The sequence below is a fragment of the Undibacterium sp. TJN19 genome (assembly GCF_049339485.1).
Classification (GTDB): domain Bacteria; phylum Pseudomonadota; class Gammaproteobacteria; order Burkholderiales; family Burkholderiaceae_D; genus Undibacterium.
Window position 1 is genome coordinate 90,120 of record NZ_JBMPPL010000002.1, and the last position, 19,844, is coordinate 109,963.

20 protein-coding genes are annotated in these 19,844 nt (G+C 51.7%); 12 read left to right on the top strand and 8 right to left on the bottom strand.

Going from position 1 to position 19,844, the window contains the following annotated elements; translation table 11 throughout:
• Positions 1 to 164: 164 nt before the first annotated feature.
• From ACO0LH_RS08590 to ACO0LH_RS08600, 3 genes are read left to right on the top strand one after another with little or no spacing between them, the layout of a single operon-like run.
• Complete coding sequence (locus ACO0LH_RS08590) at positions 165 to 710, top strand: carboxymuconolactone decarboxylase family protein (RefSeq protein WP_422940659.1); 546 nt, start codon at positions 165 to 167, stop codon at positions 708 to 710.
• A gap of 2 nt (positions 711 to 712) precedes the next feature.
• The gene (locus tag ACO0LH_RS08595) at positions 713 to 1,159 is read left to right on the top strand and encodes an HPP family protein (RefSeq protein ID WP_422940660.1); all 447 of its coding nucleotides are present in this window, start codon (positions 713 to 715) and stop codon (positions 1,157 to 1,159) included.
• Entirely contained in the window at positions 1,159 to 1,788 is a 630-nt protein-coding gene (locus tag ACO0LH_RS08600; RefSeq protein ID WP_422940661.1) for a cupin domain-containing protein, read from the top strand. Before ACO0LH_RS08595 ends, ACO0LH_RS08600 begins: the two co-directional genes overlap by 1 nt.
• A gap of 65 nt (positions 1,789 to 1,853) precedes the next feature.
• Here the strand turns inward: ACO0LH_RS08600 and ACO0LH_RS08605 are convergent, their stop codons facing one another.
• The 3 genes from ACO0LH_RS08605 to tyrS all read right to left on the bottom strand — a co-directional run bounded on the left by ACO0LH_RS08605 (position 1,854) and on the right by tyrS (position 4,429).
• Positions 1,854 to 2,522, bottom strand: coding sequence for a histidine phosphatase family protein (locus ACO0LH_RS08605; RefSeq protein ID WP_422940662.1), 669 nt, complete (start codon positions 2,520 to 2,522; stop codon positions 1,854 to 1,856).
• Positions 2,523 to 2,544: 22 nt separating this feature from the next.
• Complete coding sequence (gene dtd, locus ACO0LH_RS08610; protein ID WP_422940663.1) at positions 2,545 to 2,985, bottom strand: D-aminoacyl-tRNA deacylase; 441 nt, start codon at positions 2,983 to 2,985, stop codon at positions 2,545 to 2,547.
• A gap of 190 nt (positions 2,986 to 3,175) precedes the next feature.
• The gene (gene tyrS, locus ACO0LH_RS08615) at positions 3,176 to 4,429 is read right to left on the bottom strand and encodes a tyrosine--tRNA ligase (RefSeq protein ID WP_422940664.1); all 1,254 of its coding nucleotides are present in this window, start codon (positions 4,427 to 4,429) and stop codon (positions 3,176 to 3,178) included.
• A gap of 238 nt (positions 4,430 to 4,667) precedes the next feature.
• Between tyrS and ACO0LH_RS08620 the strand changes: the two genes are divergently transcribed.
• Positions 4,668 to 6,038, top strand: coding sequence for a peptidoglycan DD-metalloendopeptidase family protein (locus tag ACO0LH_RS08620; RefSeq protein ID WP_422940665.1), 1,371 nt, complete (start codon positions 4,668 to 4,670; stop codon positions 6,036 to 6,038).
• Between the two features lie 253 nt (positions 6,039 to 6,291).
• On the top strand, positions 6,292 to 7,437 hold the full coding sequence (locus tag ACO0LH_RS08625; protein WP_422940666.1) for an anhydro-N-acetylmuramic acid kinase: 1,146 nt from the start codon (positions 6,292 to 6,294) through the stop codon (positions 7,435 to 7,437).
• 144 nt (positions 7,438 to 7,581) lie between these two features.
• Here ACO0LH_RS08625 and ACO0LH_RS08630 read toward each other — a convergent pair whose 3' ends face one another.
• Positions 7,582 to 8,265, bottom strand: a complete 684-nt coding sequence (locus ACO0LH_RS08630; protein WP_422940667.1) for a tetratricopeptide repeat protein — start codon at positions 8,263 to 8,265, stop codon at positions 7,582 to 7,584.
• 203 nt (positions 8,266 to 8,468) lie between these two features.
• On the opposite strand from ACO0LH_RS08630, the gene ACO0LH_RS08635 reads away from it, so the two are divergent.
• The 3 genes from ACO0LH_RS08635 to ACO0LH_RS08645 all read left to right on the top strand — a co-directional run bounded on the left by ACO0LH_RS08635 (position 8,469) and on the right by ACO0LH_RS08645 (position 12,619).
• Positions 8,469 to 9,116 carry a DsbA family protein gene (locus ACO0LH_RS08635; protein ID WP_422940668.1) on the top strand — a complete coding sequence of 216 codons (648 nt, stop codon included), beginning with the start codon at positions 8,469 to 8,471 and terminating at the stop codon, positions 9,114 to 9,116.
• Between the two features lie 5 nt (positions 9,117 to 9,121).
• Positions 9,122 to 10,045, top strand: a complete 924-nt coding sequence (locus ACO0LH_RS08640; protein ID WP_422940669.1) for an aldo/keto reductase — start codon at positions 9,122 to 9,124, stop codon at positions 10,043 to 10,045.
• Between the two features lie 210 nt (positions 10,046 to 10,255).
• The gene (locus tag ACO0LH_RS08645; protein ID WP_422940670.1) at positions 10,256 to 12,619 is read left to right on the top strand and encodes a putative bifunctional diguanylate cyclase/phosphodiesterase; all 2,364 of its coding nucleotides are present in this window, start codon (positions 10,256 to 10,258) and stop codon (positions 12,617 to 12,619) included.
• A 250-nt stretch (positions 12,620 to 12,869) separates the two neighbouring features.
• On the opposite strand, the gene ACO0LH_RS08650 is transcribed toward ACO0LH_RS08645, so the two are convergent.
• The 3 genes from ACO0LH_RS08650 to ACO0LH_RS08660 all read right to left on the bottom strand — a co-directional run bounded on the left by ACO0LH_RS08650 (position 12,870) and on the right by ACO0LH_RS08660 (position 15,995).
• Positions 12,870 to 13,757 carry a LysR substrate-binding domain-containing protein gene (locus tag ACO0LH_RS08650; RefSeq protein WP_422940671.1) on the bottom strand — a complete coding sequence of 296 codons (888 nt, stop codon included), beginning with the start codon at positions 13,755 to 13,757 and terminating at the stop codon, positions 12,870 to 12,872.
• A 140-nt stretch (positions 13,758 to 13,897) separates the two neighbouring features.
• Entirely contained in the window at positions 13,898 to 15,322 is a 1,425-nt protein-coding gene (locus ACO0LH_RS08655) for an FAD-binding oxidoreductase (protein WP_422940672.1), read from the bottom strand.
• Between the two features lie 118 nt (positions 15,323 to 15,440).
• Positions 15,441 to 15,995: a hypothetical protein gene (locus tag ACO0LH_RS08660; protein ID WP_422940673.1), complete on the bottom strand. Its 555-nt coding sequence runs from the start codon at positions 15,993 to 15,995 to the stop codon at positions 15,441 to 15,443.
• A 152-nt stretch (positions 15,996 to 16,147) separates the two neighbouring features.
• Here ACO0LH_RS08660 and ACO0LH_RS08665 point away from each other — a divergent pair, with 152 nt between their 5' ends.
• From ACO0LH_RS08665 to ACO0LH_RS08675, 3 genes are all read left to right on the top strand, one after another.
• The gene (locus ACO0LH_RS08665; protein WP_422940674.1) at positions 16,148 to 16,699 is read left to right on the top strand and encodes a cob(I)yrinic acid a,c-diamide adenosyltransferase; all 552 of its coding nucleotides are present in this window, start codon (positions 16,148 to 16,150) and stop codon (positions 16,697 to 16,699) included.
• Between the two features lie 156 nt (positions 16,700 to 16,855).
• Positions 16,856 to 17,503, top strand: coding sequence for a DsbA family oxidoreductase (locus ACO0LH_RS08670; protein ID WP_422940675.1), 648 nt, complete (start codon positions 16,856 to 16,858; stop codon positions 17,501 to 17,503).
• Between the two features lie 20 nt (positions 17,504 to 17,523).
• Positions 17,524 to 18,174 carry a hypothetical protein gene (locus ACO0LH_RS08675; protein ID WP_422940676.1) on the top strand — a complete coding sequence of 217 codons (651 nt, stop codon included), beginning with the start codon at positions 17,524 to 17,526 and terminating at the stop codon, positions 18,172 to 18,174.
• A 146-nt stretch (positions 18,175 to 18,320) separates the two neighbouring features.
• On the opposite strand, the gene ACO0LH_RS08680 is transcribed toward ACO0LH_RS08675, so the two are convergent.
• The gene (locus ACO0LH_RS08680; protein WP_422940677.1) at positions 18,321 to 18,953 is read right to left on the bottom strand and encodes a hypothetical protein; all 633 of its coding nucleotides are present in this window, start codon (positions 18,951 to 18,953) and stop codon (positions 18,321 to 18,323) included.
• 190 nt (positions 18,954 to 19,143) lie between these two features.
• Between ACO0LH_RS08680 and ACO0LH_RS08685 the strand changes: the two genes are divergently transcribed.
• Positions 19,144 to 19,830, top strand: a complete 687-nt coding sequence (locus ACO0LH_RS08685; RefSeq protein WP_422940678.1) for a type 1 glutamine amidotransferase domain-containing protein — start codon at positions 19,144 to 19,146, stop codon at positions 19,828 to 19,830.
• The last annotated feature ends 14 nt before the right edge of the window (positions 19,831 to 19,844 follow it).

Genomic DNA, 19,844 nt, shown 5'->3' on the forward strand with positions numbered 1-19,844 from the left:
TCTCAACATAATTTGAAAAACCGTTCAGTTTCGGCGCGAACGGTTTTTTTTCGCACTTTTAAAAAATAATACAGATCTGTCTTGTTTTAAATAAGACAGATCTGTATTATTTGGGTGTTCGCTTCAAATTCAGGCGAAACCTCATATAAACAAAAGGAAATGTCATGACAAGAATCGCTTCGTTAGATCCCGCCACCAGCGCCGGACGTGCACGGGAGTTGTTGGTTTCTACCCAAAAACAATTGGGGCGCACTCCTAATCTCTATCGGTCCATGGCGCAATCACCAGTTGCGCTGGAGGCTTATCTTGCGTTTCGTGGGGTACTCGCCAATGGCGGACTATCGATGAAAATGATGGAAAGCATTGCTTTATTTACCGCTGTAGAGAACGACTGCGACTATTGCGTCGCGGCACATAGTTTTCGTGGCGCTAAAATTGGTATGTCAGAACAAGAGTTGAACTTGGTTCGGGCCGGGCAGGCGATAGATGGCAAAGAAAGCGCGGCATTACGCTTTGTTCAGATCTTGATAAGCAAACGTGGTGCCATCAGTGACAGCGATTTTAATGCCTTGAAACAGACTGGTTGGAATGATGCCGAGATCGGCGAAATGATCGCCCATGTCGCGCTCAATATGTTCTCCAATTATTTCAATCATGTGGCGAAGCCGGAACTTGATTTCCCTCGTATCACACAAACAGCGGCAGTTTGATCATGTTACGCTTGGCTGCATCTGAAATAAAAATGGTCGCATTAAAAAGCTTCTTGCTGTTAAGCCTGCTCATGACAGTCTGTTTTTACACTGGCGTGACCGCGATGGTCGCACCTTTCAGCGCGAGCTGCGTACTGCTTGTGATGCTGCAAAAGTCGCCGTTTACAGCACCCAGAACCTTATTGCTTGCGCACTTGATTTGTTTAAGTGCAGGGTTAATAGGTCAATCCATTTCACCACCGACCATCCTTCTTGTTGGTGCTGCTACCTGGGTCGCATTGCTGGCGATGGCATGGCTGCGTGCAGTACATGCACCTGCTCTGGCACATACCGTGATTCTATGTTTGGGCAAACAAGACCCGACGCGTTATTTGCCTACAGCCATGCTGGTGGTGCTCTTGCTTGCGATCAGTTCACTGGTCTTCGCGAAGTTGGGAGACCGCGGCTGATGGACGCATTCAGATTAAATCACTATGACTTGAATCAGAGACTTCCCCACGTCAATGCTTATATTGATTTCACCTTGCCAGATGATTCTTTCCGGGCAGGTATCATCGAGTTATCTGCCGATTCAGCATTGCCCATCGATAGTCGACTACGTCACGAATTTTATGTACTCAAGGGCCAGCTCGTCGATGGAGAAAGGGTCTACCGTCAAGGTACTTTCTTGAATATAGATATGCCTTCAGATCGTAAAGATATGCCGAGTGTGCGGGCCGGTGCACTAGGTGTCGTATTGTTTGCCTACCGAGATCATTTGGAAATTTTTCGCGAAAATAAAGTCATCTCGCCGGACCAGCTCAAGTGGGTATCTGGCGGTGCCAAAGGCATGCAGGTCGCCATCTTGGCGCAATCCCCTCATCGCTTGATGTTCGTCTCTTGGCAACCCGGTACACGCATGCGATTTCATCGCCATCCACATGGCGAAGAAATTTTTGTGCTGAAAGGAAACTTGATGGACGAAAACGGAACTTATCGTGCGGGAAGCTGGCAAAGACTATACCCTGATTCCGGGCATGCCCCCTATGCGGAAGAGGAAACGCTTATCCTGCTTCGCAACGGGCATTTGCACAATTAAATTATGTAGAGCGCAGCTTAGTGCGTTCTCATTTTTGAACTGATTGCAGCTCCGGTCGAGTTACATCAATGCTTTTCGATTTTGGTCTGATTAATCTCATCCAGCCCGTCGGCATCCAGATGCGCAATATCACCCCATTGCACCAGTTTGATTTCCTTACCCATGACTTCAAAACGATTGATGCTGGCGTTGTAGATAGTCACTTCGCGTGGTGCATGCAGGGGTAAATCCTTGGCTGCGCGGTAGGCGCACTCCAATACTCCGCCGTGGGCGACAAGGGCAATTTTCTTGCCTTCAAATTGCCTGGCGTAATGCAGTATATGCTCCATCACACGCTGGTGGAACTGGCGTATGGTTTCTCCCTCGTTTTCACCGGGCGGGAATTGTGCATCGGGTTCATGCGCTTGCCAAGCATTGTATTCTTTACGAAACAGACTGGGCAGTTCGCTGTATAGCTTGCCTTCAAAACCACCGAAACAGCGTTCACGCAAGCCCTGGTCTATGCGGGTGCTGATGCCTTGCAGGCGGGCGATTTCGCCGGCGGTTTGTACGGCGCGTTGCAAATCGCTGGAGACGATCGCGTGCAGTTTTTCATTTTGTAAAGCCCAGGCCAGTGCTTTGGCCTGGCGTGTACCTTCGGCATTGAGTGGGATATCGAGGTGACCTTGTAAGCGGCGTTCTGCATTCCAGGCGGTTTCGCCGTGGCGTATCAATAAAATTTCTGTGGGTTTCATGTTCTTGTTTTGCTTATTTGGTCTACTTGGTCTTGAGCCAGAAGGTCACCGGGCCATCATTGGTCAGTGACACTTTCATGTCCGCACCAAAGCTGCCGGTTTCTACCTGTGCATGCCTGCTACGCGCCTGGGCGACAAAATAATCGAATAATTGCCTGCCCAGTTCTGGTGTCGCAGCTGGTGTGAACGAGGGGCGGGTACCGGAATTCGTATCTGCCGCCAGCGTGAATTGCGGTACCAGCAGCAAGCCGCCTTGCACATCAGTGACGCTGCGGTTCATCTTGCCAGCATCATCAGAAAAGACGCGATAGGACAATAATTTTTTCAATAAATCATCGGCCTGTTTTTCAGTGTCTTCGCGTTCGGCGCAGATCAGTACCATCAGTCCGGCATGGATGGCACCAATGGTGTTGCCATCGACGACGACTTTGGCTTCAGTGACTCTTTGGAGTAGGGCGATCATGGGGGATGTGTTTGGTTTTGTTGCTTGGGGTAGGGGAGAAGAGCGCGTGGGCGAAATCTCGTGGCTTGGGCAAGATTGTAGGTTGGGCTACGGTTTACCAGCCCAACACTCGGCGTTTAAATGAAGTATACGGTTGTTGAGGCCCAGTGTTGGGCTGATGAAGCGTAGCCCAACCTACGAATTTCAAACATCAAGCTGTCAACGTCACTTTCGCAAACTTGCGACGACCAACCTGCACCACAAATGTACCAGCTTCAACTTTCAAACCCTTGTCGCTAATAACGACAGAATCGATACGCACGCCACCTTGCTCAACCATGCGCATGCCTTCACCTGTCGATGCGCACAGATTAGTTTGTTTCAATAACTGACCTATGCTCAAAGGCGCACCGCTGATGGTGACTTCTGCCACGTCATCCGGTATCCCACCCTTGGAGCGATTGACGAAATCTGCCAGCGCATCTTCTGCCGCCTGCTTGTTGTGGAAGCGTGTGACGATTTCTTGTGCAATCGCTACCTTGATGTCACGCGGGTTCTGGCCTTCAGCTACGGCTTTTTTGTAGGCAGCGATTTGCTCCAATGAGCAGAAAGACAGCAGCTCGTAATAACGCCACATCATCGTGTCAGAAATACTCATGATCTTGGCGAACATGGTGTTAGCTGGTTCTGTGATGGCGATGTAGTTGTTCTTGGATTTCGACATTTTTTCCACGCCATCCAGGCCTTCGAGCAGGGGCATGGTCAAAATACATTGTGGCTCTTGTCCGTAATCTTTTTGCAATTCACGACCTACCAGCAGATTGAATTTCTGGTCGGTGCCACCCAGTTCGAGGTCAGATTTCAGGGCGACAGAATCATAGCCCTGCATCAGCGGGTACAAGAATTCATGCACCGAAATGGGCGTACCTGCCTTGAAGCGCTTGGTAAAATCATCACGTTCCATCATGCGGGCGACGGTGTATTTCGATGACAGTTGTATCATGCCGCGTGCGCCCAGCGGGTCAGACCACTCCGAGTTGTAGCGTATTTCTGTCTTGCCCGCGTCCAGCACCAGAGCAGCTTGCTTGAAGTAAGTCTGGGCGTTGTCTTCGATTTGTTCGCGTGTCAGCGGCGGGCGGGTGGCATTGCGGCCAGACGGGTCGCCGATCATGGATGTGAAATCGCCAATCAAAAAAATCACGGTATGGCCTAGATCTTGCAACTGCCGCATCTTGTTTAATACGACGGTGTGCCCCAGATGCAAATCCGGTGCAGTCGGGTCCAGGCCAAGCTTGATGCGCAGGGGCTGGCCGCTTTGTTCGCTGCGCGCCAGTTTTTGGGCGAACTCGGATTCGATTAATAGTTCATCAACACCGCGTTTGGTAACGGCCAGTGCATGCTGCACCGCATCAGATAAAGGCAGGGTTTTGCTGTCGGTGGAATTGGAATTTTGTACAGAAGTCATTTTATAATTTGCGTCAAATTTTTTGTAACACCGCTGGTCGAATTCTGAATCTGAATCCATAATCAGCGTTTTGCCAAATTCTGGGTGTTGGTTAAAATACCGGTATATTCATTGATTTCAATGACTTAGCCCGGTCACCATGTTGGTAGTCTTGCAGCTCTGCGCATCTTAAGCGTAATCTGAAATCACTACAACAACCTTGAATTTTCGATAAAAACAGTCAATTTTAACTTATTGCATGCGCCCATCAGATAAATTACATCGTTTAGCTTCTGGCAGCAGACTGTTGTTCGGCACCACGCGTATTTCGCGCATCGTTTCGGTTTCTGCACTTTTCTTTGCGGTTTGTGCGTTTGGCGCCGTCAGCGTCGCACCGCTGGCACCAGATGCCTCAGACATCCCGGTCAAGAAAATTTCACAAGAACTTGAACTCCCTAAACTGGATGACCAGATTGCTGCACTCGAAGCGGGTGAGCAGAAATTTATCAGGGAAGCAACATTCAAGAGCAGCGAACCCTTAAGCGCATTTTTGCTGCGCGTCGGCATTGACGACGACGAAGCAAGCCAGTTTATCAAGTCAGATAGCATTGCCCGTAGCATGCTGCAATTCAGAGCAGACAAGACCGTGGCAGTCAAAACCAATGATGAAGGTGAACTGGAGTGGTTGCAAACAACAATCTCAGAAGGCCCGGACAAACCCGTCAGGAACATCGTCATCAGCCGTAATGACAACGGCAAGCTGACATCGTCAGATGTCAGCGCCAAACTGGAAAGGCGTGTAGAAATGGCAACGGCCATTATCCGCACTGCTTTCTACCCGGCAGCCGATGAAGCCCTGATCCCCTACAACGTGACCGAACAGATCAAGAGCATGTTCGAAACCAATGTTGATTACCAGCGCCTGCAAAAGGGTGACTATTTCAATATTGTCTACGAAAGCTTCTGGCAAAACGGTGAACGCGTTCGCACTGGTCGTGTGCTGGCTGGTGAATTCAGCAATTCCGGCAAACTGTACCAGGCAGCCTGGTTTGAAGAAGCCGGCGGCAAGGGCGGTTATTACACCTTTGATGGCAAATCGTTGAAAAAAGCCTTCCTCAAGTCACCGATAGAATTTACCCGCGTGTCTTCTGGTTTCTCGATGCGCGTCCATCCTATCTCTGGTCAGTGGAAAGCCCACAAGGGCGTGGATTTTGCAGCCGCTACCGGCACGCCTATCCGCGCTTCTGCTGATGGTGTGGTTGAATCAGCAGCCCCCAGCAATGGCTATGGCAACCTGGTCGTGCTCAAGCATTGGGCTAACTATTCTACTGCTTATGCACACATGAGTCGCTTTGCCGCAGGCATACACAAGGGCAGTAAGGTCAGCCAGGGTGATGTCATCGGTTATGTCGGTACGACAGGCTGGTCTACCGGTCCTCATCTGCATTATGAATTCCGTGTTAATAATGAAGCACGTGACCCGATGTCCATCAACATGACAGAAGCCGCGCCACTGGCCGCCAATGAAATGAACCGTTTCAAAGGCTTTGCCGGTGACATGAACCATCGCTTCAACCTCATGCACCCTGAACGCATGACAGAAGTGATGAAACTGGCATCACGTTCATGATGAAGGCCTAAGCTTGTCACGGCAAGTCTCACAGGCAGGCATGCGAAGGGCAGGGATAGCAAATATCCCTGCCCTTTTTTTATCTGTCTGCCAGTTATCCTCACCTATCAGGATACTGGTGCTACCGCCCTCGGGATGGGCAGAAAAAAGTCGACAATAGAATTTTTAGCAAAGCCCTGTAATCTGCCCATCTGGCACCAGCGCTCACTTATACTCTTGCTCACTGTCTTTTGATATTGAAGTGAGCATGGGAATGTCTGATTCTGTAAAAAACCAAGCAAAACCTGTAGCCTACATCGGTCTGATGTCGGGTACCAGTCTCGATGGTGTCGATGGTGTCTTGGTCGGCTTGCCCGACATGATCACAACTGACAAGCCCATGCAGATACTGGCGACTGCCTATATCGCTTTCAGCGCAGAATTACGCCAGCAAGCCATGCGCCTGCAACTGGCAAGCGACAATGAGTTGCATCACGAAGCCCTGCTGGCCAATGCGCTGGCGCACAGCTATGCCGACTGCGTCAAAGCCTTGCAGGCCAATGCTGCGGAGGTCGCTATCCGTGCCGTGGGTGTACACGGCCAGACGATACGGCACCGGCCAGAGCTGGGTTACACACGTCAAACCAATAACCCGGCCTTGCTGGCCGAACTGACAGGGCTGGACGTGATTGCTGATTTCCGCAGCCGCGATATTGCCGCTGGTGGCCAGGGCGCGCCGCTGGTGCCGGCCTTCCACCGTGCTGTGTTTGGGTGCAATGGTGTGTGCAGCGTGGTGGCAAATATCGGCGGCATCAGCAACATCAGCATCCTTGCCGCTGATGGCAGTACGCGAGGCTTTGATACTGGCCCCGGGAATGTACTGATGGATGCCTGGATACACCAGCACCATACCAAAACCTATGATGAAAATGGTGACTGGGCCGCGCAGGGTAGGGTGTTACCTGCCTTGCTTGACGTGCTGATGGCCGAGCCTTATTTGCAATTGCCTGCCCCCAAAAGCACAGGCCGCGACCTGTTTCATCCCGCCTGGTTGCAAGCGAAGCTGGCTGGTTTTGCTGCTGCTGCGCCTGTCGATGTGCAAGCCACTTTATGCGAATTTACGGCGTTGACACTGGCGAACGATATTTGCCGCCATGCCAGTACAGCCAGTCATGTCTATATCTGCGGCGGTGGGGCTTTCAACCACCACCTCATGCAGAGGCTGCAAAGCCGGCTGACGGCTGTTGGTAGTGCCGCGCAGGTCAGCAGTACGGCTGCATTGGGTGTCGCACCAGAACAGGTAGAAGCCCTGGCCTTCGCCTGGCTGGCACAGCGGTTTTGTTTGCGTTTGCCGGGTAATCTGGCAGATGTCACTGGCGCAGCAGGTGGCAGAGTGCTGGGGGCTTTGTATCCGGCCTAGGATGGGTTTTAATGTTTCATGTCAGGTGTTTGAGTTTGATTGCCTGCGCAAAATCTGTCGCTCCTGCGCAGTCAAAAACCTGGCGGTATTGGCAGTATGGTAGTGGCATTAGTGCAGTCTTCAACTACAATCACAAAGAAACCATCACCATAACTTCCACCAGGGTTTCATGCGTTCAAAAACCTGTGTATTCTGTTTTGTCGACAGGAGTCGAGCATCCGCATGATGCGTGGACTGCCCGCGTTCTCCAGCCTGCAATTTGCCCAGCAATTCCCTGATCTTGTCATTTGCCGGTACCAGCTTCAGATACTTTCCAAAGTAGTCTATGGCTTCTTCATTCCTGTTCTGGTGCAGGCAGGCAAAACCCAGACCCTGATAGACTTCCGGATCGACATATGGGTAAGTAATTTCCAGCAGCCGGGTAAATAGCCTTTCTGCTTCTGGCATCAGTTCAGCCTGCAGGCAGACATACATGCTGGCGCGGCACAGCATGGCTTTCAAATTGACTTCATCGGCCTGAAAAATAGTATCAAGCAGGGCATCTGCATTTTTGGCCGCGTCGGCAATACCGATGTTATGCCCCATGCGCAGCAAGTCAGCCAGCACAAGCTGGACGGCGATATCGCCAGCATGCTCTTGCAGCAGCGATGCGGCATGCGCATAATCTTTTTCCCATAAGAAACGAATTTCACGTTCCTGTTCTGCCGATACCAGCCTGGTCGGCCAGCCGCCTATGACCTGACGGTAGGCTTGCAGGCGTTCTTCAAAGTACGCCATCTTTTGTTCATACTGTAGTTGCAGCGAGTGCTGGGAGCTTGGCACGGTCATCGGTTTGACTTCCTGATATGACTTCCTGAACAGGACGCAAAGAGATGAAACGAAGCATCTCTTTGAAGAAGGTTGATGAATCTTGATGAAATGGATATCAAGTATTGCATTGCCCGCGACGATTGGCAATCACTGCGTAAGCTTCCGCGCCCATGTTCAAGTTTCTATACAATGATGCATCGACTGCCACCTACGAGATTGCTATGACGCACCTGATTTACGTTGCCGACCCCTTATGCTCATGGTGTTACGGCTTTGGGCCAGAATTGCTGGCCCTGCTTGAAACTCTGCCGGATGCCAAGATTGACCTGGTCATGGGTGGTCTGCGCGCCTACAACAAGCAGGTGCTGGATGACGCCACCCGCACGACCATATTGGGCCACTGGCAGCATGTGGCAGAACGCAGCGGCCTGCCGTTCAGCAGTAGCGCCATGTCGCAGCCAGGTTTTATCTATGATACCGAACCTGCGTGCCGCGCCGTGGTGACCGCTCGCACTTTGACTGACGACGCTTCCGGGCGTGCAACGCTGGCCGTGTTTCATGCCTTACAGCATGCCTTTTATGCTGAGGCGCAGGATGTCTGCGATGCGGGCGTGCTGGCCGATATTGCCGTGACCGCCCTCAACAAGGCAGAGGGCGAAGGCAGTTTTGATATTGCCAGCTTTACCGAAACCCTGGTGTCTCCCATGGCCATGTCAGATGCGCGTGAAGATTTCGAACAAACCCAGCGCTGGGGCATAGGTGGTTTTCCGGCATTGCTGGTAGTACATAATGAAGCCCTGCACATGATCGCCTCTGGCTATACCACGCGCGATGAACTCATCTCTACCCTACAACAGCTACAACAATGACTGCAATGACTACAATGACCACCAGCCCACGCTCGCAAATCTCACCGAATGGCCCTGAATTTTCTCGTATCGTCCTTGGCTTATGGCGTTTGGCCAGCTGGGATATGACGCCACAGCAAAGGGTGACATTTCTGGAACAGGCGCTGGCGCTGGGAGTGACCACCATCGACCAGGCCGACATTTACGGAAATTATCAAAGTGAAATCCTGCTGGGTGAAGCACTGGCGCTGGCACCACACTTGCGCGAAAAATTCCAGTTTGTCAGCAAATGCGGCATCAAACTGGCGTCAGAAAATCGTCCGGCGCATCGTATGCAGCATTACGATACCAGCGCTGCACATATCATTGCGTCTGTGGAAGAATCATTGCGCGCCATGCAGATAGAGCAGCTGGATTTGTTGCTGATACACCGTCCAGACCCGCTCATGAATGTTGATGAAATGGCGACGGCCTTCCGGCAACTGCAAGAAGCCGGCAAGGTCAGGCATTTTGGCGTGTCCAATTTCACCAGCAGCCAGTTTGAGATGCTGGCGTCACGTTTTCCGCTCGTGACCAACCAGGTTGAATTGTCGTTATTGCACATGCAACCCTTGCATGACGGCACGCTGGATCTGTGTCAGCGCCTGCGCGTTGCGCCCATGATCTGGTCAGCTCTGGCCGGCGGTCAACTGTTACGTCCATTGGCAGAACAAAGCGAGCAGGGCCAACGTGTCAGCCAGGTATTGGCACAGCTTGCGGATGAACTCAATGTCAGCACCAGCGTGATTGCACTTGCCTGGATCTTGCAACACCCATCCCAACCTCTGGTACTGACCGGTTCTGGCCGTATCACTGCGGTGGCCGAAGCCGTCAGTGCTACCGGCATACAACTGAGCCGTGAGCAATGGTTTGCCCTGTGGTGTGCATCAGCAGGCAAGAATGTCGATTGATTAAGCGACATTGTTGTTCTGAAGCAATTTGCAAGTTTTGCTGGGTCCAAAACGGTGTATAAATGAATCAGGCAGTTTTTGCATTCCAAGCATTTTAACGTGATGCAATTAATTTCTGTTTAATCTGTTAATGTTGGTATAGTATTATTATTCTGGCTTGCAAATGGAGTCTGGCCAGCTCTGAGGACTGATCACAGAAGGACAGCACCCGTGACTGTTTTTCAATTCATCCGTAAAAACTATCATGCTTCGTCGTCGCCACTGAATGGTACTCATCAGTGGCGCGAGCAAGTGCTGTCGGCCATCCTGTTTTTCGTGCTGGTGCTGGGTATTGCCACGGCCATTCCCAGTATTGTGCTGGCTATCAGTGAGGGGCTGTGGTCAGTCGTGGTGGTTGATATTTTCGCCCTGCTGTGGGTGGCTGCCATCTGGCGTGTGCCTTTGATGTCTTTCGAACAGCGCGCCTGGAATTTTCTTTTGTTGCTGTATCTGCTCGGTATCTGGTTTTTGATCAAGGTTGGTCTGACGGGGCTGATTTATCTGATGGCCTTCCCGGTGTTGACTTCCTTGCTGCTCAATACCCGCCAGGCCATGCATGCCTTGCTGCTGTCAGCCATCAGCCTGTTGGTGGCAGGTTATTTATCCAACGCCAATCTGCATGTCTATGGTTTTGATTCCAGTCCGTTTTTGCGATTGGTGATTGTCACTATCAATTTCACTTTTATTGCTGCCGTCATGTCTATCTCTTGCGGTGTCTTGCTGCAAAGACTGGATAGCTCGCTGGAACAACAAAAAGTGACTACTGCCTCATTGCAACATGGCCAGTCTTCATTGCGCGCTGCCAATGAAGAATTGCGCCTGATCGTGGCTGCAGTGGCGCGCCTGAATGACATCGTCATGATCATACAGGTCGATGCCGATGCCGTCGGCAAACAACGGTTAAAAATCGTCTTCGTCAATGATGCCTTCGTGCGCCAGACTGGTTATAACAGCATCGATGTACTCGACAAGTCACCCGTGTTTTTGCAGGGGCCACGTACCCAGCCAGAAGAACTTGAACGCCTTAGCAAGGCCCTGCGCAACTGCGTATCGGTGCATGTTGAACTGATCTGCTATACCCGTGACGGTAGCGAGTTCTGGATGGAAGCCGATGTGGTACCCCTCATCAATGATGATGGCCACTATGCGCACTGGGTGGCCACCGGGCGCGACATCAGTGAACGTAAAAAGGCGCAGGAACATATACACCGCCTAGCCTATTTCGATGTGCTGACCGGTTTGCCCAACCGCCGTCTGCTGCTTGACCGCATGGGTATTTTGTTGGCGACAGCCAGACGCAGCAACATGATCTGCGCTGCACTGTTCATTGATCTTGACCATTTCAAATACATCAATGATGCGCGTGGCCATGCCGTGGGAGACGCCTTGCTGGTGCAGGTAGCGCAAAGACTCAATCACTCCCTGCGTGAAGTCGATACCGTGGCCCACATGGGGGGGGATGAATTTGTCGTCCTACTCAGCAATATCTCCAGCAATATCTCCAGCGATGTCGCCAATGGCGCGCACGCAGCGCAGGCGGTGGCAGAAAAAATCCGCAGTTCGATCTCGCAGTTTTTTGAAATTGATGGCTTGCAGTACAACACTACTTGCAGCATAGGCATTACCCTGCTGCCGCGTGATAACCAGAGCCCGCATGATTTATTGCGCGAGGCCGATACCGCCATGTATCGCGCCAAAACCTGCGGCCGCAATCAGATCGCTTTTTACGAAACCGGCATGCAAAGCGAAGTCGAAGAAAGGCTGACACTGGAGCGCGAACTGGGTGAAGCCATCTCAGGCGGCCAACTACAAATGCATATACAGGCGCAGGTTGACCGCCTCGGCAAACCCGTCGGTGGTGAAATGCTGATGCGCTGGACCCATCCTGAACGCGGCCCTATTTCGCCTGCCGTCTTCATTCCCGTGGCAGAAGAATCTGGCATGATAGTACGCCTGGGCGATTGGGTCATGGAACAGGGTTGCCTGGCCTTGCTGCAACTTGATGTGGCTGGCTGGCCCTTGCCGCTGTCTGTTAATGTCAGCCCCAAGCAATTCCGCCAGGTCGATTTTGTTGAAAAGGTGAAACGCATCCTGCAATACACAGGCGCACCGCCAGACCGCCTGATTTTTGAAGTAACCGAAGGCCTGCTCATCGACAACCTGCAAGACACCATTAGCCGTATGCATGAACTGACTGCGCTCGGTATACGTTTTTCGATTGATGATTTTGGCACGGGCTATTCCAGCCTCGCTTACCTCAAACGCCTGCCGCTGTATGAACTTAAAATCGACAAGAGCTTCGTGCAGGATACGCCAGGCGATGCCAATGGCACGGCGATTGTGCAATCCATTTTATCGATGGCATCCCACCTGGGTTTGCGTGTCGTGGCGGAAGGCGTGGAAACCAAAGAGCAGGCAGAATTTTTGATCGCCAATGGCTGTGCATCCATGCAAGGCTTCTTGTTCGCCCGCCCCATGCCGTTGGATAAATGGCTGGCCCTGCAAAGGCAGATTGCGCCGGTGTTGGTGGTGTAGGTGGAAGCTTGGCTAGGAAGGCCGTAAGTTGAGCGAAGTTTGTAGGTTGGGCTACGGGTTACCAGCCCAACACTTGGCGTATCAACACGCGATGCATCAAACATAAAGCCGTGACCGTTGTGTATTTTTTCTACAATTCAACAGGCCGTTATCATTGCGAATGTACTTATTTGTCACTGGCTCAGTGTTGGGCTGATAACCCGTAGCCAAACCTACGTTATCCAACTTGCATTAACCAATCTACTTGCCGTTACACCTGCTGATAAGTCGCCTGCATCCAGTCTATGAACAATTGCACCTCTGGTCGTATATTTGCCTGCGCTTCATGCACAAGATAATACGCATGCGGCGGGCTGGCCAGTTGAGTGTCAAATACCCTGACGACCTCACCGGCGTTGATCATGTCCTGTGCAAATTGCTGGCGCGTCAGGCCGATGCCGTGGCCGTGTTTGACGGCTTCCAGCAGCAAGCCAAGATCATCCACGCGCAAGCCGCTGGTAGGTTCTGGCCAGTCAAGACCGGCCACTTCAAACCACGGCTGCCAGGGTTCCAGCGCCGAACGCAAGAGTTTGGCATGGCGCAAATCTGCCGGGGTTCTGATTGCTGGCAGGGTTTTCAGGTAATCGGGGCTGGCAACCACGAAACTGGGTTCGACAAATAATTTCTTCGTCACCAGGTTGGGGTATTCTCCAGCACCAAAGCGGATTTCCACATCGCTTTCTGACAGGCTTAAATCGTAGAGCGGCACGAACAGGTAAACTTCGATTTCTATATCCGGGTGCTGGCTGGTAAAGCTCGCCAGGTGCGGCATGAACATATAGCGCGCAAATGTCGGCGGCACGGTCACCTTCACGCGCAGCTGGCTTTGCGTGATCTTGTTCGGCAGCGGGAAATCAGACAAAGTACGCAAGGCCACTCGCACCACATCGAGGTAACGGCGGCCAAACTCTGTCAGCGTCACGCTGCGGCCTTCGCGCACAAATACACGTTCGCACAAATGTTCTTCCAGCAAGCGTATGCGGTGCGACAGCGCCGACGGGGTTATGCATAATTCCTCTGCCGCCACGGCAAAAGAACTGTGACGGGCAGCCGCCTCAAAGGCTGACAGGGCGTGTACCGGTGGTAATCGTGTTGCCATACTTTTCCTGATAAATTTTTAGTCAGCGTATTCATTCACTGGGTAAGCAATCGCAAGTGACATGGAGAACAAAAATAGAAGAGTTTCTCTGTGTCTCTGTGGTGAAAGGTCTTCCACGGTAATGTGAATACGATCCTGATTTATTGTCCTGCTTCATCCCACGCAATGATTTTGCCCGGGTTTAAAATATTTTTTGGATCAAACGCCTGTTTCAGCAAACGCATCATGTGGATTGCATCCGCACCATGTTCTTCGATCAAAAAATGCATCTTGTGTATGCCTACGCCATGTTCACCCGTACAGGTGCCATCCATCGCAATGGCGCGGCTGACCATGCGCTGGTTGATTGCTTCGGCTGTCGCAATTTCTTCTGCATTGCCAGCATCGACCAGCATCAGCACATGGAAATTGCCATCACCGACATGGCCGATGATGGAATAGGTAATGCCGTGATTTTCACAATCAATCTGGGTTTCGCTGATGCATTCCGCCAGGCGTGAAATCGGTACGCAGCAATCGGTGGAAATGGCGCGTGAACCAGGCCGCAATTGCAACAGCGCAAAATAGGCATTGTGGCGCGCTGCCCACAGGCGTGAACGGTCTTCTGGCCTGGTGGCCCATTCAAAATCACCAGCCCCATTGGCGGCGGCAATATCCTGCACCAGTTCAGCCTGTTCTTTCACGCCATATTCGCTGCCATGAAACTCAAACAGCAATAAGGGTTTGACAGGCAGGTTCAGCTTGTCATGCGCATTGATGGCACGCACGCCGTTGGCATCGAGAAATTCTACGCGTGCGATGGGTACGCCCATCTGTATGGTCTGGATGACGGTGTTGACCGCATCGGCATTGTCAGGAAAGCTGCATACCGCCGCTGAAATCGCTTCTGGCAAAGGATAAAGTTTGACGGTCACTTCAGTGATGATACCCAGTGTGCCTTCGCTGCCAACAAACACGCGCGTCAGGTCGTAACCGGCAGATGATTTTTTTGCGCGGGAACCTGTGCGTATGATGCGTCCGTCAGCCGTCACCACTGTCAGCGCCATGACATTTTCACGCATGGTGCCATAGCGCACGGCATTGGTGCCTGATGCACGCGTTGCTGCCATGCCACCCAGGCTGGCATCGGCACCAGGGTCGATAGGGAAGAACAATCCGGTATCGCGTATTTCCAGGTTCAATTGCTTGCGCGTGACGCCAGCCTGCACTGTTGCAGTCAGGTCTTCGGCATGCACGGCGACCATATTATTCATTTGTGACAGATCAATTGTCACGCCACCGTGCAGGGCCAGGATATGCCCTTCCAGCGATGAACCCGCACCATAAGGGATAACCGGTACTTCATGCTGATGGCATAACTGCATGATGGCGGCCACTTCTTCGGTGCTCTGGGCAAATACCACGGCTTCTGGCGGCATGGCATCATAAGAAGATTCATCGCGGCCATGATGGTCACGCACAGCCTGGGCGGTGCTGCAACGGTCTTCCAGCAGGTTTTGCAGCGCGTGCAGCAAACCGGCGGGCAAGGGTTTTCTGGCACGTGCCAAAATGGCAGGATGATTCATGATGAGGTCCATACTGATCGTGTGGCCTCTATTATGCTGTGTTCAGGCAGATTTTGCCGCAAGCTTTCCACATCTTGCAGGATTTAAAATTTTGGTGGCAAACCTGCCACCCTGAAACTTAACCCAGATATATTGCCGCGGCCTTTGCATCGGCGAGGCGTATCAGCAGGTCTTCCACCGCAGCTTCAGTCACAGAGCCAAGATCGATGCTTAACTGCAAGCCATTTTCTTCTTCGCTGACAGCAGACATGAAGTGGACAACGCCATACAGACCATCTGCATTTTTCTGGTTCTGGTCTTCGCCATCAAACCAGGACATGAACCATTTAGCCAGCGTCGCGTCGGCAGTCTCTTTCTCCAGCCCGCTGACCTGGACCGGCATCCAGTCCCAGGTGAAGGGGGAGATGCGCACTTCTGTCGATGACAGCGGAAAAATGACCTGCGCAAATTCCAGCTGGGTTTTGGCATCTACCGTGTAAGACTGCCCCGCAAATTCACCGTCTACCGCGATCAGGTCGGCACGACAGGGCAATGCCGGGCTACCCTCCACAGCCAGTGCACCATAGGCATCGCGGTAAGCTGGTTCTACATGGGTATTGCCATTTGCGGCAGCCGCCGCCAGCAAGGCAATATAAGAAGTGCGGATATCAGAAAATAATTGTGTAAGTGTCATTGTTAAATTATATTCAATCAATGACCTCAAAGCAATAATGCAGCTCAATGATCCGGCATGGCAGGGGACATTTAAATGCGACGTATTGTATGTAGCGCGTCAGTGCCGGTTTTGCCGTATCCTTTCAAGCTTCTCTCTTTCTTTTATTAATCATGGGCAATCGACTCTCAAAAATCGCAACACGTACCGGTGATGCCGGCACTACCGGCCTGGGTGATGGTACCCGCGTCGCCAAAGACGCATTGCGTGTACACGCCATGGGTGATGTGGATGAACTCAATTCTCAGATCGGCGTCTTGCTGTGTGAAGACATTCCTGGTCAGATGAAACATGAACTGGTCTCGATACAGCATGACCTGTTCGACATGGGGGGCGAATTGTGCATACCCGGCTACACCATGATCACCGACACCCAGGTCACCCGCCTTGACGACCTGCTGGCAAAATACAATGCCGACCTGCCACCGCTGAAAGACTTCATCCTGCCCGGCGGTTCACGCGCCGCTGCCATCGCCAACGTCTGCCGCACCGTTTGCCGCCGCGCCGAACGCGCGATCGTCAGCGTAGGCGCCGCCGAAACCATCAACGAAGCGCCAAGGCAATACATGAACCGCCTGTCAGATTTATTGTTTGTGTTGTCGCGGGTGTTGAACAGGTATGCGGGGGGGAGTGATGTTTTGTGGGAGAAGGAGCGTCAGCGCTAGTCGGAACCCTGATTAAGCTACATGATGTGAAAGTCAGGTGGAAGCAGCGCCGCAGCATCTGGCAGCAGCCACTTGAATTGCCTGATAAAGTGCTCATATGCATAGTCATACATTTGATAGCTGCGACAGAAAAGCAGGCAGCGGAAGGATTTAAAAATGAGTGAAGAAATCAGGATAGACTTTGTATCAGACGTGTCTTGCCCTTGGTGCATCATCGGTCTCAAATCGCTTGAGCAAGCCATACAGCGTGTGGGTGATGATGCCAAAGTGCAACTGCACTTCCAGCCCTTTGAATTAAATCCCAAGATGGGGCCGGAAGGTCAGGACATCGCTGATCATCTGGCAGAAAAATATGGCGCGACGCAGGAACAGACTACCAAGAACCGCGAAATGATACGTGCCCGTGGCGCAGAGCTGGGGTTTGAGTTCAATATGGCTGCGCGCAGCCGTATTTATAATACTTTCGATGCACACCGTTTGCTGCATTGGGCAGAAACGCAGGGGCGTCAGCATGCGCTGAAGGTAGCACTGTTTGAACTGTATTTCAGTAAAGGTGAAAGCCCGGCTTCGCACGAGGTATTGCTGCGGGTAGCGGGTGAGGTGGGGCTGGATACGGCAGAGGCCGCACGCATCCTCGCATCTGACGCCTATGCTGCCGAGGTACGTGAGACAGAGACTTACTATCATCAGCAAGGCATTAATTCGGTACCGGCTGTCATCATTAACCAGCGCCACCTGATTTCAGGAGGCCAGCCGCCAGAAGTATTTGAAGGGGCGCTGCGCCAGATTCTGACGCAGGAATAAACAGTAATTGGATAAAAAGCATGGGCAATGCCCATGTTTTTTTACTGATGGCTTTTTACAATGAACTGACCTTCAACATGCTCACCATCACTGAATTATGTAATCAATTGGCAGACGCCTATGAAGCAAAAGGGGTAGCGGTGAGAGAAAACCTGCGACCTGGCCTTAGCACGACAGAAATCCTGGAAATTGTGGCGCCTCTGAATATTATTGTGCCGGATGATGTCATTGAGCTTTACCAATGGGCGAATGGGCATATCGACGAAGATGATCTCGAACTGCACAGAAACCTATGTTTCCGCGATAATAATTTTATTTCGCTTCAGAATGCAGTGTCGGAATACAAAAGTATTCAGGAAACCTATGGTATTTATTCGACATTGGAGCAAGATTTGGTGGACCTGAAGAGTTGCCTACCCATCTCCGCATTTCAAGGTTCATGGGATGTGGTGGCGTGCGGCGCTCATCTTTTTGGCGCATCGATGGAGCATCCCATTATCCGCGTATTTCAAGGCATCGATATGTATTTTCATTCGATACCGTCTATGCTCGAAACATGCATAGAATGGGTTTCTTCACCAAACTGGCAAAACCTGCGGGGCTTGCCAGACGAAGAGGAAACAGAAATCTGGAAGCGGCATACGCCTGATTTGTTTCGCGCGCGTTCCTGATCTTGCATAATTACACCTACGCTCGTTACCGCAATGGTCTTGAGCAGGGTTAAACTATTTCGTGAAAGCAGAAAAATCTCATCAATGCACTCTTTGGATGAACGCTATTTCGCCACTTGCTGACACTTCGCAATCAGAAAAAACCCTCACATCACCCGATGAAACCCCAGTAAATACACAAGCCCATATACGAGTGAGCATATGCCTGATGTCCACTGCAAAAAGCGTAACTGGGGTTTGATTTCTCCATACTGATGCCCCGGGTTTAGTATCCTTTCCTGAACACTGCCGGACGTGCGTGCAGCAGTGGAAAATGCAAACACAGCCAGCAGCGATATCAGGCGCAACAGACCTGGGCCATCTTCGCCACCACGGCTGATATGGAATTGCGTATCCAGGAAAAACATGGCTGCCCATAGCAGGAATACGGCGGTACTGATCTCCCATCGTATTGCCAGTCCAGCCGGCTTTGCCCTGACTTTATGTGCAGGCAGAAAACCGCTTTGGGCGATGCGCATCAATGTCTTGTCGCGGTTGCCTATGCACCAGAAAATCATGCGTTCAGGATATTGTGGATGACAATGATGGATACGTATGCCGCTCATGAGCACCGGTATTACACCGTACGGTTCCAGCGACACGATTTGCTCAGGGCTGAACTCATAGCGGCCAAAAGAATTGAGCAAGAGCCGCTTTGAAGAAATATTGAGTCTGGCGAATGGCCATGAGGCATTCATCCAGCCTATGTGCGCACCACCGGTAAAAATGAGTTCCTGCATGTCCCGTGTTCCTTCCATGAAGGGTGAATACCGTGTATGACAGCCAGCATATCATTGACAAGGCAAATGTTCGCTATCGCACTGAGATCAGTCGTATTTGCGCGTACAACCAGTAACAGTGTCTTGAGATGCAGATGGGCAGATATGCTGCGCATGCATACCCTGACTGTTACCGCATACTGGAGCTGGCATGAACGTACTGATGATATTGACTTCGCACGACAAACTGGGTGACACCGGTAAAAAAACTGGTTTCTGGCTGGAAGAATTTGCCACCCCCTATTATGTATTCGAGGATGCGGGTGCAAAGATCACACTGGTGTCCCCGCTGGGCGGGCAACCACCGGTTGACCCCAAAAGCGATGATGCCGCATCACAAACAGAATATACAAAACGCTTCAAGGCCGATATCGGGGCGCAGGCGGCACTGGCAGCAACGCGTAAGCTCAGCGAGGTATCTGCCAGTGACTTCGATGCCCTGTTTTACCCAGGTGGCCACGGGCCCCTGTGGGACTTGGCAGAAGATGCATCTTCCATTGCCCTCATACAGGATATGCTGGTTGCGGGCAAGCCCGTCGCCCTGGTGTGCCATGCACCTGGCGTTTTGCGTCACGTGAAGACACCAGAAGGTGTATCGGTCGTCGCAGGCAAGGAAGTAACAGGCTTTAGCAATACTGAAGAACAAGAAGCTGGCCTGGTGGATGTGGTTCCCTTTCTGGTGGAAGACATGCTCAGGAAAAACGGTGGCAACTATTCGCAGGTTGCTAACTGGCAGCCTTATGTACTGAGTGATGGTCTGTTGATTACAGGGCAAAACCCAGCTTCGTCAGGGCCTGCTGCCAAGGCATTGCTGGATAAATTCGCCAGCCCGGTCTGATCACTATTTGCTGC

Excerpts from the sequence above, each read along its gene's own strand:
- ACO0LH_RS08625 (WP_422940666.1), top strand. The coding sequence starts at position 6,292 with ATGTCTGATTCTGTAAAAAACCAAGCAAAACCTGTAGCCTACATCGGT.
- ACO0LH_RS08605 (WP_422940662.1), bottom strand. The coding sequence starts at position 2,522 with ATGAAACCCACAGAAATTTTATTGATACGCCACGGCGAAACCGCCTGG.
- ACO0LH_RS08600 (WP_422940661.1), top strand. The coding sequence starts at position 1,159 with ATGGACGCATTCAGATTAAATCACTATGACTTGAATCAGAGACTTCCC.
- ACO0LH_RS08630 (WP_422940667.1), bottom strand. The coding sequence starts at position 8,265 with ATGACCGTGCCAAGCTCCCAGCACTCGCTGCAACTACAGTATGAACAA.
- ACO0LH_RS08675 (WP_422940676.1), top strand. The coding sequence starts at position 17,524 with ATGGGCAATGCCCATGTTTTTTTACTGATGGCTTTTTACAATGAACTG.
- ACO0LH_RS08685 (WP_422940678.1), top strand. The coding sequence starts at position 19,144 with ATGAACGTACTGATGATATTGACTTCGCACGACAAACTGGGTGACACC.
- ACO0LH_RS08670 (WP_422940675.1), top strand. The coding sequence starts at position 16,856 with ATGAGTGAAGAAATCAGGATAGACTTTGTATCAGACGTGTCTTGCCCT.
- ACO0LH_RS08595 (WP_422940660.1), top strand. The coding sequence starts at position 713 with ATGTTACGCTTGGCTGCATCTGAAATAAAAATGGTCGCATTAAAAAGC.
- ACO0LH_RS08620 (WP_422940665.1), top strand. The coding sequence starts at position 4,668 with ATGCGCCCATCAGATAAATTACATCGTTTAGCTTCTGGCAGCAGACTG.
- dtd (WP_422940663.1), bottom strand. The coding sequence starts at position 2,985 with ATGATCGCCCTACTCCAAAGAGTCACTGAAGCCAAAGTCGTCGTCGAT.
- ACO0LH_RS08650 (WP_422940671.1), bottom strand. The coding sequence starts at position 13,757 with ATGGCAACACGATTACCACCGGTACACGCCCTGTCAGCCTTTGAGGCG.
- ACO0LH_RS08655 (WP_422940672.1), bottom strand. The coding sequence starts at position 15,322 with ATGAATCATCCTGCCATTTTGGCACGTGCCAGAAAACCCTTGCCCGCC.
- tyrS (WP_422940664.1), bottom strand. The coding sequence starts at position 4,429 with ATGACTTCTGTACAAAATTCCAATTCCACCGACAGCAAAACCCTGCCT.
- ACO0LH_RS08665 (WP_422940674.1), top strand. The coding sequence starts at position 16,148 with ATGGGCAATCGACTCTCAAAAATCGCAACACGTACCGGTGATGCCGGC.
- ACO0LH_RS08635 (WP_422940668.1), top strand. The coding sequence starts at position 8,469 with ATGACGCACCTGATTTACGTTGCCGACCCCTTATGCTCATGGTGTTAC.
- ACO0LH_RS08590 (WP_422940659.1), top strand. The coding sequence starts at position 165 with ATGACAAGAATCGCTTCGTTAGATCCCGCCACCAGCGCCGGACGTGCA.
- ACO0LH_RS08640 (WP_422940669.1), top strand. The coding sequence starts at position 9,122 with ATGACTACAATGACCACCAGCCCACGCTCGCAAATCTCACCGAATGGC.
- ACO0LH_RS08660 (WP_422940673.1), bottom strand. The coding sequence starts at position 15,995 with ATGACACTTACACAATTATTTTCTGATATCCGCACTTCTTATATTGCC.
- ACO0LH_RS08680 (WP_422940677.1), bottom strand. The coding sequence starts at position 18,953 with ATGCAGGAACTCATTTTTACCGGTGGTGCGCACATAGGCTGGATGAAT.